General features: G+C 61.2%; 11 protein-coding genes and 1 tRNA gene. 7 read left to right on the top strand and 5 right to left on the bottom strand.

Annotation, left to right across the window (positions count from 1 at the left end; all coding sequences use genetic code 11):
- Positions 1-95: 95 nt before the first annotated feature.
- The 4 genes from F0A17_RS19580 to F0A17_RS19565 all read right to left on the bottom strand — a co-directional run bounded on the left by F0A17_RS19580 (position 96) and on the right by F0A17_RS19565 (position 5,153).
- Positions 96-1,478, bottom strand: a complete 1,383-nt coding sequence (locus F0A17_RS19580; RefSeq protein WP_149330046.1) for a sigma-54-dependent transcriptional regulator — start codon at positions 1,476-1,478, stop codon at positions 96-98.
- On the bottom strand, positions 1,475-2,932 hold the full coding sequence (locus F0A17_RS19575; protein WP_149330045.1) for a sensor histidine kinase: 1,458 nt from the start codon (positions 2,930-2,932) through the stop codon (positions 1,475-1,477). The genes F0A17_RS19580 and F0A17_RS19575 overlap by 4 nt, the downstream gene beginning before the upstream one ends.
- Before the next feature lie 60 nt (positions 2,933-2,992).
- A complete protein-coding gene (locus F0A17_RS19570; protein ID WP_149330044.1) occupies positions 2,993-4,156 on the bottom strand; it encodes a PQQ-dependent sugar dehydrogenase in 1,164 nt (387 codons plus the stop codon).
- 121 nt (positions 4,157-4,277) lie between these two features.
- Positions 4,278-5,153 carry an AEC family transporter gene (locus tag F0A17_RS19565; RefSeq protein WP_149330043.1) on the bottom strand — a complete coding sequence of 292 codons (876 nt, stop codon included), beginning with the start codon at positions 5,151-5,153 and terminating at the stop codon, positions 4,278-4,280.
- A gap of 221 nt (positions 5,154-5,374) precedes the next feature.
- Here F0A17_RS19565 and F0A17_RS19560 point away from each other — a divergent pair, with 221 nt between their 5' ends.
- Both F0A17_RS19560 and F0A17_RS19555 read left to right on the top strand, forming a co-directional pair.
- Positions 5,375-7,294 carry a ligand-gated channel protein gene (locus F0A17_RS19560; protein ID WP_149330074.1) on the top strand — a complete coding sequence of 640 codons (1,920 nt, stop codon included), beginning with the start codon at positions 5,375-5,377 and terminating at the stop codon, positions 7,292-7,294.
- Positions 7,295-7,420: 126 nt separating this feature from the next.
- Positions 7,421-9,226 (top strand): ABC transporter ATP-binding protein, encoded by a 1,806-nt coding sequence (locus F0A17_RS19555; protein WP_149330042.1) that lies wholly within the window; start codon positions 7,421-7,423, stop codon positions 9,224-9,226.
- 26 nt (positions 9,227-9,252) lie between these two features.
- Here F0A17_RS19555 and F0A17_RS19550 read toward each other — a convergent pair whose 3' ends face one another.
- On the bottom strand, positions 9,253-9,858 hold the full coding sequence (locus F0A17_RS19550; protein WP_149330041.1) for a hypothetical protein: 606 nt from the start codon (positions 9,856-9,858) through the stop codon (positions 9,253-9,255).
- Positions 9,859-10,008: 150 nt separating this feature from the next.
- On the opposite strand from F0A17_RS19550, the gene F0A17_RS19545 reads away from it, so the two are divergent.
- The 5 genes from F0A17_RS19545 to F0A17_RS19525 all read left to right on the top strand — a co-directional run bounded on the left by F0A17_RS19545 (position 10,009) and on the right by F0A17_RS19525 (position 15,902).
- Positions 10,009-10,085 (top strand) — tRNA-Ile (locus tag F0A17_RS19545).
- A 97-nt stretch (positions 10,086-10,182) separates the two neighbouring features.
- The gene (locus F0A17_RS19540) at positions 10,183-11,244 is read left to right on the top strand and encodes a tyrosine-type recombinase/integrase (RefSeq protein WP_149330040.1); all 1,062 of its coding nucleotides are present in this window, start codon (positions 10,183-10,185) and stop codon (positions 11,242-11,244) included.
- A 339-nt stretch (positions 11,245-11,583) separates the two neighbouring features.
- Positions 11,584-13,527, top strand: coding sequence for an ATP-binding protein (locus F0A17_RS19535; RefSeq protein ID WP_187774747.1), 1,944 nt, complete (start codon positions 11,584-11,586; stop codon positions 13,525-13,527).
- A 6-nt stretch (positions 13,528-13,533) separates the two neighbouring features.
- Positions 13,534-14,859, top strand: coding sequence for a hypothetical protein (locus F0A17_RS19530; protein ID WP_149330038.1), 1,326 nt, complete (start codon positions 13,534-13,536; stop codon positions 14,857-14,859).
- The gene (locus F0A17_RS19525; RefSeq protein WP_149330037.1) at positions 14,856-15,902 is read left to right on the top strand and encodes a DNA adenine methylase; all 1,047 of its coding nucleotides are present in this window, start codon (positions 14,856-14,858) and stop codon (positions 15,900-15,902) included. The genes F0A17_RS19530 and F0A17_RS19525 overlap by 4 nt, the downstream gene beginning before the upstream one ends.
- Positions 15,903-16,222 lie beyond the last annotated feature (320 nt).

Below are 16,222 nucleotides of genomic sequence, written 5' to 3'. Positions count from 1 at the left end.
TTAGTGAATTGCATGGCGTACTTGGCCCCCACGCTCCCACGGGGGCTTTTTTCGTGCCCATGGGGTTCGTAGCAGAGAGCGAAGCGGTGCACGACTCAATCCTCCTCGAGGCGTCGGTATAGCGTACGCCTGGCGATACCCAGGATATCGGCGGTACGACGCTTGTTGCCTCCTGTCGCTTCCAGCACTTTCTGAATGTAGCGCTTTTCGACCTCCTCCAGGCTTGGCCAGCTCTGCTGCGTCGGCGCGACCATGGCGTTGCCCTCGGTCGGGCGGGGCATGCTTCGTTGTTCCTGACCATGCTGACGGATGCGTTCGGGCAGGTCGGCATGACTGAGCAAACCGTCCTCTGCAAGGGTCACGGCGCGCATGATGGCGTTCTCCAGTTCGCGAACGTTGCCGGGATAGGAATAGTCGAGCAGGGCCTGGAGCGCCGTCGGTTCGATGCGTTCAATGCTCTTCCCCTGGCTGCCGGCGTGCTTATCGATCATGGCCGAGATCAGCCGCTCGATGTCACCCTGTCGTTCACGCAGTGGCGGGATCCGCAGCGAGAAGGTCTCCAGCCGATAGAAGAGGTCGCTACGAAAGTTACCGCTTTCAATCTCCTGTTCCAGGTCGCGATGCGTCGCGGCGATGATACGAACATCGACCGCTTCTTCCTTCTCGGCCCCCACCGCCTTGACCCTTTTCTCCTGCAGGGCGCGCAGCAGCTTGGCCTGCAATCCCGGGGACATCTCACCGATTTCGTCGAGGAACAGGCTGCCGCCGTTAGCAGCCTGGAACAGCCCCTGGCGCGATTCGCTGGCACCGGTAAAGGCGCCCTTCACGTGGCCGAAGAATTCGCTTTCCATCAATTCGGAGGGAATGCTGGCGCAGTTGATGGCCACGAAGGGATGCTTGGCGCGGGGGCTCTCGGCATGAATGGCGCGGGCCAGAAGCTCCTTGCCGGTACCGCTCTCGCCCAGAATCAGTATCGGGGCGTCGCTCTTGGCGAGCCTTGCTGCATCGTGGAACAGCGCCTGCATGACTTCGCTCCTACCGACGATGCCATGGAAGTGGCCGGTCGGCGACGCCTGCTGGAAGCGTTCGGCCAGGCGGCGGTTCTCCAGGACTCGAAAGACCGCCTCTCTCACTCCCTCCAGATCCAGCGGCTTGGTTAAAAAATCGTCGGCGCCGATCTTGAGGGCTTCGACCGCCTGGTCGATGGTGCCGAAGGCGGTGATGACGATGAACCCCACATGATTGCCTTCGCTGCGCAATTGCTCCAGCAGCTGCATGCCGCTCATGCCAGGCAAGCGAACATCGCTGATGATCAGGGAGACTTCGCTATGGCTCAGCGTGGCGACGGCATCCTCAGCGCTGCTGGTTCCCAAGGTTCGATATCCGGCTTCCTGAAGCTCCTCCTCCAGCAGCTCCAGAATGGCGGCATCATCCTCGACGATCAATATCGGCAATGAGTCAAAGTGGCTTCCTGTCACGTGGCAGTCCCTCCTTCGTCGGTATCTCGTAGGGGGAGTCCGATTTCGAAGCCGGCACCGCCCAGCTCGCTGTCGAACACCCCAACGGTACCGCCGTGATCGTTGATGATTCGGTGAACCATGGATAGCCCAAGGCCGCTGCCCTGGCCCACGGGCTTGGTGGTGAAAAAAGGATCAAAGACCTTTGGTTTGTCCGCATCGCTGATACCCGAGCCGTCGTCTTCCACCCACAGCGACAGCCAACCCTCGCTTTCGCGAGCCCGGATCCGTACCCGACCGACCCCCTCGGCCTGAGCGGCATTGCGCATGAGATTGGTCAGCACCTGTATCAACTGCTGACCGTTGGCCAACAGTGGCGAGGCCGAGGAGGGCAGGTCGAGCTCCACGCGAATGGCGCGTTGCTCGAGATCCTCTTCGACCAGCTCGCGTGCGGTCTCCAGGAGCTCGTGCAGGTCCAGGGGCTCCTTCTCCACATTGTGGCGTCGCCCCAGCTCCATCAACTGGCGTACGATTTCAACGATGCGTTCCACTTCGCCTCGGATCCGCCCCAGCCTGGCGCGATCGTCGTCACTGAGCGTGTCGCGACGGGCCAGGCGCTGGGCCTGACCATTGATCACGGTGAGCGGTGCGCCGATCTCGTGCGCCACTCCGGCGGCCAGCACACCCAGCTCGGCCAGTTTCTTGGACTTGCGCAACCGCTTTTCCAACTCGATCTCCTTGCGCCGGCGCGCTTCGATGTCCGCATCCTTCTCGGCCATGGCGTCGAGCATGCCATTGAGCGCTACGGCCAGGCGTTCGTATTCCTGGGGGCCCTGTGCCTCGGCCCGCTGGCCGCGGTCGCCGGCCTCGACGCGCTGCATGACGGCAAGCAGGCGTTCCAGCGGCCGCTCGATATGGCGACGGAATCCCCACCAGATTCCCAATACGATACCGGCGGCCGCGACGACGAAGGCGAGCAGTGCCAACAGGCTGAGAAAACCGGTGTATTTCTCGATGCCGGTATTGAGCCGGTTGACCTGGAGTACACCCTGCACCTCGCCGGTCGCCGAGGTGAGTGGCTTCAAGGCCGAGTAATAGTGCCAGCCGTCATGCTCCCGATAAGCGGCGCGCATCTCGCCATGTTCGGCCACCTCGCGAATGGTCTCGGGGCTGAACAGCGCCTGTCCGAGTCCGAGGCCGTAGATCTCGCGGCCCTGAGCGTCGAAGACGTATGCGCCGTAGATCCGGTGAAAAGAGAAGGCGGAGTAGAGCGACTCCTCCAGCGGCTCGGTGGCGTTGCGGGTCAGCGCATGGCTCAGGGTGGTGCCGATCACATTGGTGATGACCTGCACCTCCCGCTCCAGCCGGGAGCGCACGTTGTCCTCGAGCGACTTGATGGCGACCAGGCTGAAGACCAGCAGCACGAGGAACAGCGGAGCGATGACGGTCGTGAGTATCAGGTTGCGTAGGCGCATGGCAGCTCGCGGACGGCGTTTGACGGTAGCGGCGCCGGGCAGGCCGGCGCCGCCCCTGGTTCATGGCATCGGACTCAGCCGATAGAGGCTGCCCTGGGAATCGTCGCTGAGCAGGTAAATGGCGTCGTCCCGGCCTTGCCGAACATCGCGTATGCGGCCAATGCCTCCTTCCAGGATGACTTCGCTATCGACTACCCGGCCCTCGTCGAGAATCAGGCGCAGGAGCCGTTCGCTCCGCAACCCGCCCGCCAGCAGGTCGCCCTGCCAGCCCGTGAAAGCCGTGGAAGTGATCTGAGTCAAGCCGGAAGGAGCGAAACGGCCCTCGAACACGTAGGCGGGATCGCGCATGCCCGGTGCGCTGTCGCGTCCCATGCGTCGGTCGCTCGAATAGGCGAATCCCAACGAGACTTCCGGCCAGCCGTAGTTCTCTCCGGGCTCGATGCGGTTGAGTTCGTCGCCGGTGCGAGGGCCGTGTTCCGTCGCCCAGAGGATGCCGTCGCTGGCGACCGTCAATCCCTGGGGGTTTCGGTTGCCCATGGAATAGATTTCATCGGCAACGGCATCGTCGTCGACGAAAGGGTTGTCGTCCGGCACTTCGCCGTCATCGTTCAGACGCAGCACGCTGCCGGCGTGGTCCCCGCCGTGCTGGGCGCGCTCGCTGTCGCCGCGGTCGCCGATGCTCATCGCCAGAGTGCCGTCCTGCAGCCAGGTGAGGCGTGAACCGTAATGACGGCCCGGATCGAAATAGCGGTTCTGCTCGAACAGCGTCTCAACGTCTTCCAGCCGACCGTCACCGAGCCGGGCACGGCTCAGGGCCGTGGCGGTGCCGTCATCGCCGGGCTTGCTCCAGGTGAAGTAGATCCAGTCGTGTTCGCCATCGCCATAGCGGGGATGAAGGCTGACATCGAGCAGCCCTCCCTGCGTCTGGGCACTGACCTCGGGAACGCCCTCCAGATGGGTCAGGTCGCCATTGGGGCCGACCAGGGCCAGCCGGCCGGGACGCTCGCTGACCAGAAAGCGGCCATCGGGCAGCATCGCCATGGACCAAGGGTGTTCCAACCCGGAGGCGATGCGCTCCAGGCGCAGGTCGAGATGCTCGGTGGCAATGCGTTCTTCCACTATCTCCGCCGAGTAGGCGCCGGTAGACGAACCGCCGAGACCTGCCACGACCCAGGCGACACGAGCCGGCAGCGACACCGCCAGCCGCTTGCTTGCAACGTCCATTTGCTCCTCCCTTGCTTTGCGATCCGCCCCAGGTTGTGACCCGCTTGCGGTCGGGGTGTTCCTGTCACCCGCCGGTGCGCTCGAACCCTCGCGACTTCAGCTCACGCTGCATCAGTCAATGCTACATCAACACGGCCAGCAGGACCGGTAGATAGATCAATGCCAACAGCGTCGAACAGAAGACCAGGCTGGCGACATACGCCGGTTCCCGCCTGGCGCGCTGCGCGAACAAATAGTTGAACACGGCGACTGGCATGCTCATCTGCAGGATGAGAATGCCGTGCGCCAGGGGGGGCAGGTCCAGCAAGGCCCCAATCCCCCATGCCAGTAGCACCGCCACCGGCGTGCGCAGCAGACTGAAGCCGATTCCCGACCGTAGATTCTTTACCTGAATGCTGGCCAGTGACACACCCAGTGTGATCAGCATCAGCGGTACGGTGAAACCGGAGATCAGGTCGACGCTGTTGGCCAGCCAGAGCGGCAGCTCGGTCTCGGTCAGCAGCAGGATCAACGCTATCAGGATAGCGTAAACCGTTGGGGTTCTGACCAGGGTGCGAAGAGGGGTGCCGCTGCTGGCCATGATGGCGCCGAGGGTGAACTGGAACAGCGAAACGGTGACCATCACGGTGATGCCATAGGCGAAACCGGCGCTGCCGAAGGCGTACAGCACCACGGGAAGCCCCATGTTGCCGGTGTTGGGATACATCATGGGGGCCAGCAGGACGCGCCAATCGCGACGTAACAGGCGAGACACGACGAAGGTGGCGGCGGCCATGCTGAGGATCACCAGCGCGGTGGCCAACATGGTGCGCCCGAAGCTGCCGGCATCGATCTCGGCGCCGGCCAGCGAAGCCAGCACCAGAGCCGGGGTGCCGATGTTGAAAACCAGGCGGGTGACGAACTCGACGGGATAAGGATGACCCAGGCGGATCCAGGTGAAACCGAGCCCGGCGCCTGACAGCACCGGCGCCATGACGGCGAAGAGTTCGGCGAGCATCGCACTTCCTTGATGAGGTGAACGGGTATTGTCCTGAATCCAGGGTCGTGGAAGCAACCGGTCGCGTCGTTGCCTGAAGCGCAACGCACCGTTCCGAACATGAGGTCATGTCTCGTGTAACAATGAGATTCATTATCATTGTTGTCGAGTGAGAGGAGAACCCCGTGTTGTCGCATCGCCTCGTAGCGCCCCCGTCCTGCCGCCCCCTTGTCGTCGGCACCCTGTTCTCCTTCGCCGCCACCGCGAGCTTCGCACAGGAAGCCCAGCAGCTTGGTACCGTCGTGGTGACCGCGGCGGGCTTTGAGCAACAGCAGCAAAATGCCCCCGCTTCGATCAGCGTGATCACTCGCGAGCAGTTGCAGGCTCGCCACTATCAGGACGTGACCGATGCCCTGCGCGATGTGCCGGGCGTGATCGTGACCGGTGGCGGGGCGGGGGATAACGGCGCCGATATCACCATTCGCGGCATGCCCTCCCAGTACACGCTGATGATGGTCGATGGCCGCGTGCGCAATACCCGCGAGACGCGCCCCAACGGCAGTGCCGGCTTCGAGCAGGACTGGATGCCACCGCTTGCCTCGATCGAGCGCATCGAGGTGATCCGTGGCCCCATGTCGACGCTGTACGGCTCCGATGCCATCGGTGGGGTCATCAACGTCATTACGCGTAAGGTCGCGCAGTCGTGGCATGGTGAGGTACAACTCGACACGGTGCTGCAGCTGAGTGACGATTCCGGCGACAGTCGCCAGGGCAATTTCTACCTCAGCGGTCCGCTGGTGCAGGACCGCCTGGGGCTACAGCTCTATGGCCGCGCCTCGCAGCGCGACGAGGACGACATCCTCAACGGCTACGAGGACAAGCAGTTGCAGAGCCTGACCGGGCGCCTGACCTTCACGCCGAACGACAGCCACGACATCGCCCTCGAGGCCGGGCGTACCCAACAGGAGCGCCGCTCGCTGATGGGCCGGACGGCACCGACCGAGGGCTGTCGCGGCGGCTGTTCCGACAGTTTCGGCGAATACACTCACGAGCAGCTCGCGTTTTCCCACACCGGCCGCTGGCGCGTGGGCACCAGCGAAACCTACCTGCAGCGCGAAGTGAGCGAGAACCGGGCGCGTGAGATCGAGATCACCAATACCACGGCCCGGACCAGCATCGTGCTTCCGTTGGGCGACCATATGCTGACCCTGGGGGCGGACTACGAAGAGGAATCGCTCGACGACGCCACCACCAATCAGATCTCCGAGCGCTCCCACGTGGAGAATAGCCAATGGGCATTGTTCGCCGAGGATGAATGGTGGCTGACCCCAGTCTGGTCGCTGACCGGCGGGGTGCGTCTGGACGACGACGAGAACTATGGCAGCCATGTCAGTCCGCGCCTCTATAGCGTATGGAATCTGTCGCCCGAATGGACCCTCAAGGGCGGTGTCTCGACCGGCTTCCGCTCACCCAACCTACGCGAGATCACCACGGACTGGGGCCAGGTCAGCCGCGGCGGCGACGTCTACGGTAACCCGGATCTCGAACCGGAGACCTCGCTCAACAAGGAGTTGGCTCTGCTGTATGGCGATGCCAGCGGCCTGAACGGTGGCATGACTCTGTTCCACAACGATTTCAAGGACAAGATCACCCGCGTGGCGTGTCCCATCGATATCTGCGACGCTGGACCCAACCAGTTCGGCAGCGACCCCACGTATCGGATCAACGTCGACGAAGCGGTGACCCGAGGCGTCGAGCTTTCGTTGACCACGCCGCTGGGCGATGCGCTCGACTTGACCGGCAGCTACACCTTCACCGACTCCGAGCAGAAGAGCGGCGAGTACAAGGGCGAGCCGCTGACCCAGTTGCCCCGGCACCAGGCCTCGCTGTCGCTCGACTGGCAGGTGTCGGCCCGTCTCCGCCAGTGGACCAAGGTGACCTATCGCGGCGAGGAGAGCCAGCCCAACACCGGCCCTTCCCAAAGCGACATCGTGGCGCCGTCCTACACCTTTGTGGATGCCGGCATCGGCTTCCAACTGACGCCCACCACCAAGGTCAATGCCGGGATCTACAATCTCTTCGACGAAGCGATTACCTATGACGAATACGGCTACGTGGAGGACGGTCGTCGCCTGTGGTTGAGTCTTAACGTGGCCTTCTGATCAAGCTTGCTGGCGGAACAGCACGACTCGAGCCGGGCCCCCGATAACCTCGGGCGGCCCGGCTTCGCCTTGGTGTCCGCGGCCTGACCCGGTAAGCTGCGACACTTGTTCGAAAGGAATCCTCATATGTCAGCCAACGCTTCCGCCAACAGTTTCCAGGCACTGGTGCGCCTGCTGCGCTACGCACGTGGCTATCGCCGCCGTATCGTCGCGGCGACGACCTGCTCGATCATCAACAAGCTCTTCGATATCGCCCCCGAGATCCTCATCGGCGTGGCGATCGACGTGGTGGTCAACCAGGAGCGCAGCTTCGTCGCCCGGGCGGGCTTCGAGACCGCTCAGGAGCAGATATTCGTCCTGGCGGTGCTGACCTTCTTCATCTGGGCCGGCGAGTCGCTGTTCGAATACCTCTACCAGGTCCTGTGGCGCAACCTGGCCCAGCGCCTGCAGGCCGATATGCGCCTGGACACCTACGAGCACGCCCAGCGCCTCGACATGGCCTACTTCGAGTCGAAGAGCTCGGGGCAGCTCGTGGCGACCATGAACGACGACGTGAACCAGCTCGAGCGTTTCCTCGACGGCGGCGCCAATTCGCTGGTGCAGGTCGGCGTGACCGTGGTTGCGGTAGGGGCCGTGTTCTTCTTCATCTCGCCGCTGATCGCGCTGCTCGCTTTCACTCCGATCCCGCTGATCGTCTGGGGCGCCTTCTACTTCCAGCGCAAGGCGGGGCCGCTCTACGCCGACGTGCGCGAGAAAGTGGGCGATCTCGCCAGCCGGCTCTCCAACAATCTCTCCGGCATCGCCACCATCAAGAGCTTCACCAGCGAGGCGCGCGAGGCCGAGCGCCTGCGTCAGGTCAGCGAGGCCTACGTGGAGGCCAACCGCCGCGCCATTCGCGTCAGCTCGGCGTTCATTCCGGTGATTCGCATGGCGATCCTGGCCGGCTTTCTCGCCACCTTCACGGTGGGCGGCATGATGGCGCTGCGCGGCGACCTCAACGTCGGCGCCTACGGCGTACTGGTGTTCCTCACCCAGCGCCTGCTGTGGCCGCTTACGGGGCTGGCCGAGGTGATCGACCTGTTCGAGCGCGCCATGGCCAGTACCCGGCGCATCCTCGACCTGCTGGCGGTGCCGATCACCGTGCGTGATCGGAGCGACCGGCCGCTCGCCGGTCCGGTACGCGGCGAGGTGAGCTTCGAGGACGTGAGCTTTCATTACGACGCCAGTGCCGTGGGCGTCGATGGGGTGAGCCTGACGGTACCCGCCGGCAACACCCTGGCGCTGGTGGGAGCCACCGGGTCCGGCAAGTCGACCCTGATGAAGCTGCTGCTGCGCTTCTACGACCCCGAGGCCGGGCAGGTCCGCATCGACGGCCAGCCGATCGCCGAGGTGAGCCTGCACTCCCTGCGTCAGGCCATCGGCCTGGTGAGCCAGGACGTCTATCTCTTCGAGGGCACGGTGCGCGACAACATCGCCTACGGCCGACCGGAGGCGAGCGAGGCGGAAGTGGTCGCGGCGGCACGCACCGCCGAGGCGTGGGAATTCATCCAGGCACTACCCCAAGGGCTCGACACCCAGGTGGGGGAGCGCGGCGTGCGACTCTCCGGCGGCCAGCGCCAGCGCCTCTCGCTGGCGAGGGCGCTGCTCAAGGATCCGCCGATCCTGGTGCTCGATGAGGCCACCAGCGCCGTGGACAACGAGACCGAGGCGGCCATCCAGCGCTCGCTGGCGAAAATCGGCCACGGTCGCACGGTCATCATGATCGCTCACCGGCTCTCTACCATCGTGCATGCCGACCAGATCGTGGTGATCGAAGGTGGTCGGGTTGCCGAACGTGGCACCCACGGCGAACTGCTCGAGAAGGGCGGCCGCTACGCCGCCCAGTGGAAGGTGCAGACCGGGGCGCTGGAGGAGGGCGAGGCGATTGTCTGAGTAGGGGTGACGTTGCCACAAAAAGATTATGAGTCTTCTGGTTGAACCAGCAGCGCGTCGAGCGTGACCGGCACCTCGTCACCGATCTGCTCGTAGCCGAGCAACAGCAGCACCGAGCGAAGAGTGGGGTCGGCCATCAGCGTCTGGCCGTCCAGCGCCACGCGCTCGGCATTGGTGACGTGCACCTGATTTTCCGCCGTCTTGGTAAAGCGGACGGGAAGCGACTCCTCGCGCACGGCATTGCCCGATTGCACCTTCAGCCTCAGGGTTTCTACCAGCGAATCGCCCACCACCAGGCGTTCCAGCCGCTCCGGCGGGAACCGGGTCGTCAGCGTGGCCAGGGGGCGTTGGGTCAGGCCCGAAAGCCATGGTGGCAACGGCCCGAGCCGCTCGACCACGTCGCTCTGGTTGAGACTCAGCGGCAGGCGCAGGGTGCCGTCTTCATCGGCACTGCCGACCAACCGACGCACCTCGTGCTGGCGGGGCATGGGGCCGTCGGGGGTAATCTGCATCACCGTGGCCGACACCCGCGAGCGCTCCGGCTCGAGTTCCCAGGCCCCTATCGGCAGGGCGAACAGCAGGGCGGAGGCGCCCAGGGCAGTCAGTGATAAAGATGAGAAAAGGCGTTTCATGGGCCGAGCGTCTCCTGGCGATGGGCACTCTTCCCGAGACACGCCAAACGCGGGTAAGTGCCCGGCCCGAGCAACGAGTCGCGACACATCCAACCTGCGAGCCTCTGGTCTCGCCCTTCAGCTTTCGCTATCATACGGCGGCGCAATGCAGGGCCTATAGCTCAGTTGGTTAGAGCAGGGGACTCATAATCCCTTGGTCGCTGGTTCGAGTCCAGCTGGGCCCACCATTCAAATCAGCCATTTAAGAATTTTCTGTGGTGAGTCCCATAGTCCAAGGGTACAGTTTCGGTACAGTGCCGATCCTTCAGCCCCCTGGAGTTTTTCATGGCCACCATCGTCAAGACCCCTGCCGGCAGCTGGAAAGCCGTCATCCGCAAGACCGGCTGGCCCACCACCGCCAAGACCTTCCGCACCAAGCGTGACGCCCAGGACTGGGCACGCCGCACCGAAGACGAAATGGTGCGTGGCGTCTACATCCAGCGCAGCGCCTCGGAGCGGATGACGCTGGAAGCGGCACTCAAGCGCTATCTGGCCGACGTCACCCCCACCAAGAAGCCCAGCACCCAAAAGAGCGAACGCCACAAGGCCAACACGCTGATCGAGCACCTGGGCAAGTACTCCCTCGCGGCCCTGACGCCGGAACTGATCGCCAACTTCCGCGACACGCGGCTCAACAGCCTGGGGCGCCGGGGGCAGCCCATCAGCGCCAATACCGTGCGGCTGGAGCTCGCTCTGCTTGGCCATCTCTACACCGTGGCCATCCAGGAATGGGGCCTCGGCCTGACCTACAACCCCGTCCAGAACATCCGCAAACCCAGCCCTGGAGAAGGCCGCGACAGGCGCCTGAGCCCCGACGAGGAGAAGCGCCTGTTCGCCGTGCTACGGCAGCACAGCAACCCCATGCTGGCCTGGATTGCCAGAATCGCCCTAGAGACGGGCATGCGCTCCTCAGAGATCCTGACCCTCACTCGCTCCCAGGTCGACGTGAAACGCCGCGTGGTGCGCCTCACAGACACCAAGAACAACGAAGCCCGCCTGGTGCCGCTGACTCAGGCCGCCATGGAGGTGTTCAAGCAGGCGCTGAACAACCCGGTGCGCCCGCTTGACTGTGATCTGGTGTTCTTTGGTGAGCCTGGAAAGTATGGAAAGCGCGGCCCCTACGCCTACACCAAGCTCTGGAACCAGGCGAAAAAGAAGGCTGGGCTCATTGATTTTCGCTTCCACGACTTAAGACATGAGGCGGTCAGCCGATTAGTAGAAGCAGGGCTTTCTGACCAGGAGGTCGCCGCAATCAGTGGTCACAAGTCCATGCAGATGCTGAGGCGGTATACGCACCTGAGGGCGGAGGATTTGGTGGAGAAGCTGGATAGGCTGAGTGAAGTCTAATATGGTTGGCAAACATGATACGTAATTTGCAGTAGCGCAGAAGCGATTAAGCGCCCAGGGGGTTCCCCCTGGATGAAACCACTGCGTCGCGTCTGGTGAGAGGGTGCAGCACCCACCAGTCACTGCGGGGGGAGACTGAGACATTCATTCTCCCATGCGGGTAGTACGCTCCGATAGGGACAGTAGATAACAATGAACACACATACGTCGACTCATTTGGATGAACTCGTAACTAGTTCTGATGGAGCACCCGACACAGCGAATATCGTGTCCGCTGAGGGCCCGGTAGCACAGATTGCGCGGCATTACGTTTCGGATCTTGACTTGCCAGCGCCCCACATGCCCGAGCGCTTGCTCGGCTTCGTGCTCCACCTCTCGTACGAGGAGGTCAAGATCGTCACCTGTGACCCTTGGAAACGCCAGTGTGGTGGCGTTCCTCGCAATTCACTTGTCCTGATCCGCCTGTCTCCAGCAATGGTTAGCGATGCAGAGTCAGCATCTTGTGACCGGCTAATCATGGTGCGCATCACTGAGAGCATTCCGACCCCGGTCGACGCCGATGTGCAACAAGCAATCTTCCAGATTCACAAAGCTCAGGCGGCCGTTGACCCGATTACCAATAAAGAATTTCAGTGGTCTGCCCTGAAAGGGAAGATCGTCGGAACCTACTATGACAAGGATGTGGACAGTGGCAAGGCCGAGATTCGCTTTGGCCTCGACGTCGACACATTCTTTTCGCCGCATTACTACGAAGTTTACGTGCCGAGCAGTGAGCACCTGGAAGTTCTGGTGAATGCCTTCAGTGAAGATCCTAACCCGCTTGAGATCGGCGACCTGCGCTACACCGAAACCCCGCCAGTGGTAGAAAAAAATGCAGTGCCGGTGAAAGTCGACCCTTCCGATTTTGTCGGTAAGAGCTATGGTCACCGCACGGCACTCTTCGGTAAGACACGGTTCGGCAAGTCCAATACCATGAAAGTGGTTGCGGATACGATCCTTGCACGCAACGCAGCTGGACAGATCATTTTCGATCCGAGCGGCGAGTACACCTATTGGAACGAGCAGGACCATGGCTGCCTGGCCATTCGCTATGCTGGGCGGTGTCGACGCTTCAGCCTGAAGCCTCGAGCCCATCCCAAGGAGCATGCTCAGGGGCTACAGGAGCCGGAGAGCTTGCTGGTGAACTTCTACGAGCAGCCCGATGTTGGCCACAGCATCATTTTCAGCCTCTGGGAAGGAGAGTTGGGACGGGTCCCTGACTACATAGTGCCAGCCCAAGGTTGGGAGCCTCTTCCGCTTGCTGCTAGCCCTAATCAGGCGACAGATAGGAGCGGGTACGCCCATTATTGGCGGACCATGTCGATCTGGTACGGCATACTAAAAGAGGCCGGGTTCCAGACACCTCCAAGCATGAATGTGTATATCAATTTCCCGGGGGCCGTGAAAGATCGTCTTATGGCAGACCAACATCTTGGTCCATCTCTTACGACGAATGGCGGAAAAATGTCGGAGAAGCAGCCAATTGCTGTGGTTCCCGCCTTGCTGAAGAAGGTCTATCAGCTCCTGCAGGAAAACCCTAATCTCTTTCCTGCGTCGAAGACGACGGGTGAGCCATATTTCAGCACTACGGAGGAAGGCCTGCTGAAGATCCTGTCGGGTACCGTTGGGACTGGTGCCAGAAAGTTTTCAAGGTTCAAACCGTACCACTCGGTCCAGGGCTCTGATGTCTTCAAGGAAATCGTTGAGTCTGCTCAGAAGGGAATGACTGTCTTCGTTGACCTGTCGATGGGAGATGAGCGTGTAAGGAAAGCCCTTGCTGACCGGGTCTCCAAGTCGCTTCTGACCTCTCAAATGCAGCTCTTCAACGAGAACAAGCTCGGCAACCGGTTTGTCGTTCTCTACTTCGAGGAGGCCCACAACCTGTTTCCAAAATCTGACAAGGAAGTCGATACCGACGTCTATAACAAGCTCGCGAAGGAAGGCGCCAAGTTCCATATCTCGATGGTCTATGCGACGCAGTCTATCTCGACGCTGTCCCCAGATCTGATGAAGAACACTGAGAACTTCATCGTCACTCATCTCGACGATGATCGCGAAGTAAAGGAACTTGAGCACAAGCGTGCCTTTCGGGACATTGCGGCTGACGTCGAGCGTATTACCAGCAAGGGCTACGTGCGCATGGCTACTGTGTCGCTACCCTTTGCTCTGCCAGTCCAGATCCGCAAGTTTGAGGGGGCGCCAATCAGCCAAGCGATATCCGTTTCGAACGATAGCGGAGCATAGTAGACGATGGCCTACAATAAGGGGAAATATCCGTTCGAAGCTGCCTCGAAGATCGCCCATATGGAGGTGATTCGGGATCCCGCGCTTGCAGAGATCCTGCAAGGCCTACGTAGCGACACCCCGGCCACAGTGCCGCCAGGATTTTTGAAGACCGGCACAGTCGACCTGTCAAAGCCACACGAAATTTCGACAGTGGTAACAGTCGATGGAGGCATGACGACCATCCCGAACCCGAAGCGACGGGAAAAGCGTGTCGCCTTCATCCAAGTCGGGATCATGCTGCTGTCTTTAGAAGATCTTGATCGCATTGCCGAGGACATCTTCATGGATCCCCGCCGGCTTAACGCGTACCTCAAACGTATCGACCGCTACCCCTCGATTGTCCCCCTTTCGGGCGTACGCAGGCCGGGACGAACGTTGCGCGATAGCAACCGCGAGATATTGAACGCAATACTCTCACCGCCTTGGACAGGGCTCTACGACGTCTTGGAATTTTTGCTATGGCGTGGCTGGCTAGGGCCTACGTCACCCATGCCTGATAGGTCGATGGACTGCGTACAGTGCCGGCGGGTGTTCTCCCTTCCTAAGCAGCGCACCTTTTCTTGCCCTCACTGCGGCTTCGACCACTACCTATCGGACTATCTCGGTTTGACCACCGAGACCGAGGACAATGGACGGGAGCAATTGGCTTCGATGGTGATGGCGACCGTCGAGCTTCTTGCATTGTTTTTGCTCCCGATGAAGCTTTGCAAGGCACGGAAGCTCGAGCGCCTGAGGGAGATACTTCTCATCAAGGACGGTCCACTGATGCTTCGTGCTGAAGGCTACCGGATTGTCGATGGTGTTCGGGAGTTCGTGGAGTGGCTCTACGCGCGCGGGCACTGTCTCAACCTCGTTGGCGTTGAGAAGACAGGCGACTTTGCCGAATTCATTCAGGACTTTGAGAAACAACTGCCAGAGCCTGGTGATTATTTTCTGCCCAGCCGAAAATTTGTTGTTGAACAGGTGCAGGGCCGGTCCTTCGATCCGGGAAAGTATCGCAACCGGGTTTCATTTGGTTCGCGTCTCGGCGTCCGTCTGTCGCCGACACATATGGTCGCGCTTCAGTTGCCGACCTCGACGCTCGATGAAGGCGGCCCGCTCGAGCCAAAGCCGGCGGATATGTCGGCCCTGGGGAACTGTATAAGAGCCCTAAGTCGTCTCACCAGCACAAAGCCCGATAACGCGATCTTGCCGCTTGTGTTGGCCAACAGCGCTGTCAGTCTCAGCGATAGACCATCCGCGGGTATCCTTGATGATTACTTAACACAGATGGCGGGAGCTACGGCGTGACCCGGGTGACTAGTACGACTGAAGGGGTAATCCCTTTTTTGCGCTGGGCCGGTGGGAAACGCTGGCTGGCGCCCGACCTCGCACCTTTGATCGCGGGGATTCTGAAACGAAGCAAAGGGACCTACTTCGAGCCCTTTCTTGGGTCCGGAGCCGTTTTTTTTGCGGTGGCGCCACAACGAGCGGAGTTGAGTGACATCAACGAGGATCTGATCAACGCCTACCATTGGGTCCGCCGGGATCCGGCACTGTTAGCAGAAATTGTTTCGTCTTGGGAGGTAAGTGCTGAGACCTACTATCAAATAAGGTCCCAATGCGACGTCACAGGTGTTGTTGCGGCTGCACGCTTTGTTTACCTCAACAGGACATGCTACGGAGGCATCCACCGGACCAATCGCCTCGGACATTTCAACACGCCTTATGGTGGTGGAAGCCGGCGTCCCGATGCTTTATGGACTGACGGCATCCTTGATCGATGCTCTGAGGTGCTTGGGCAGGATGTTGCCTTGCGCTGCCAGGACTTTGAACCAATAGTGGACCGAGCCAGGGACGGCGACGTAGTGTTCTGCGACCCGACGTACAGCGACGTCACGAAGTCGCAGTTCGATCGCTATGGAGCGACCGTCTTCAACTGGTCTGACCAAGTGCGGCTCGCTCATTCCGCCCGTCGTGCCGCGGAGCGTGGGGCGGTGGCAATTATCTCCAATGGCGCATTTGCGCAGATCGCCGACCTCTATCCAGATGCCTACCGAATCCGGCGGACACGTAAAAAGTCAATCGGGTACGCTCGAGTACATGGCACCGACGACGAATTCCTTTTTGTTCTGGATCCCCTCAGGCGTAGACGTATTTGGAAGCAACTAGGCAAGATTGAAAACCGGGTCCACGCTGTGAAGCGGGGTTCGTGCGTAACTGGCACCGCAACTCTTGAAGCGGCAACACGCAAAGGTGCGAGCTCTTCTACAGATGACACCACATGTAGCCAAGCAGCTGAGCTTCCCGCACACGTCGGCGCTCCTATGCTCACGGATGGGGCTATTGGCTGAAAGACCGCAGTCTACTGACTGTGCTTGTGGTAGGGGGAGCGCAAGGTGCGAGGCCATTCGAATCCGACCGTTGGCCGCGCTGAGCATATTTGCCGTCACGCTGTAATGTGTCCGCTTTACCGGCGGCAGCGCGGCTTAGCGGCACGTTATATCAGAGCCACTTGAACGTCGCTCTTGGCCGATAGCAGATGAATGGAATTAGGTATGAAACTCGTATCAACCTAGCTAGATGCCCGTTCCCAGTCGCCTGATTCAAACCTGAGAGCCGATGTGTAATGCCTGGATATTTGTAGAATTTTGTTGCTGGAGGAAAACAGATT

This window comes from Billgrantia pellis, from assembly GCF_008297955.1.
Taxonomy (GTDB): Bacteria; Pseudomonadota; Gammaproteobacteria; order Pseudomonadales; family Halomonadaceae; genus Halomonas; species Halomonas pellis.
Note: the sequence above shows the minus strand (reverse complement) of the source record. Positions and strands in the feature narration are given on the sequence as shown.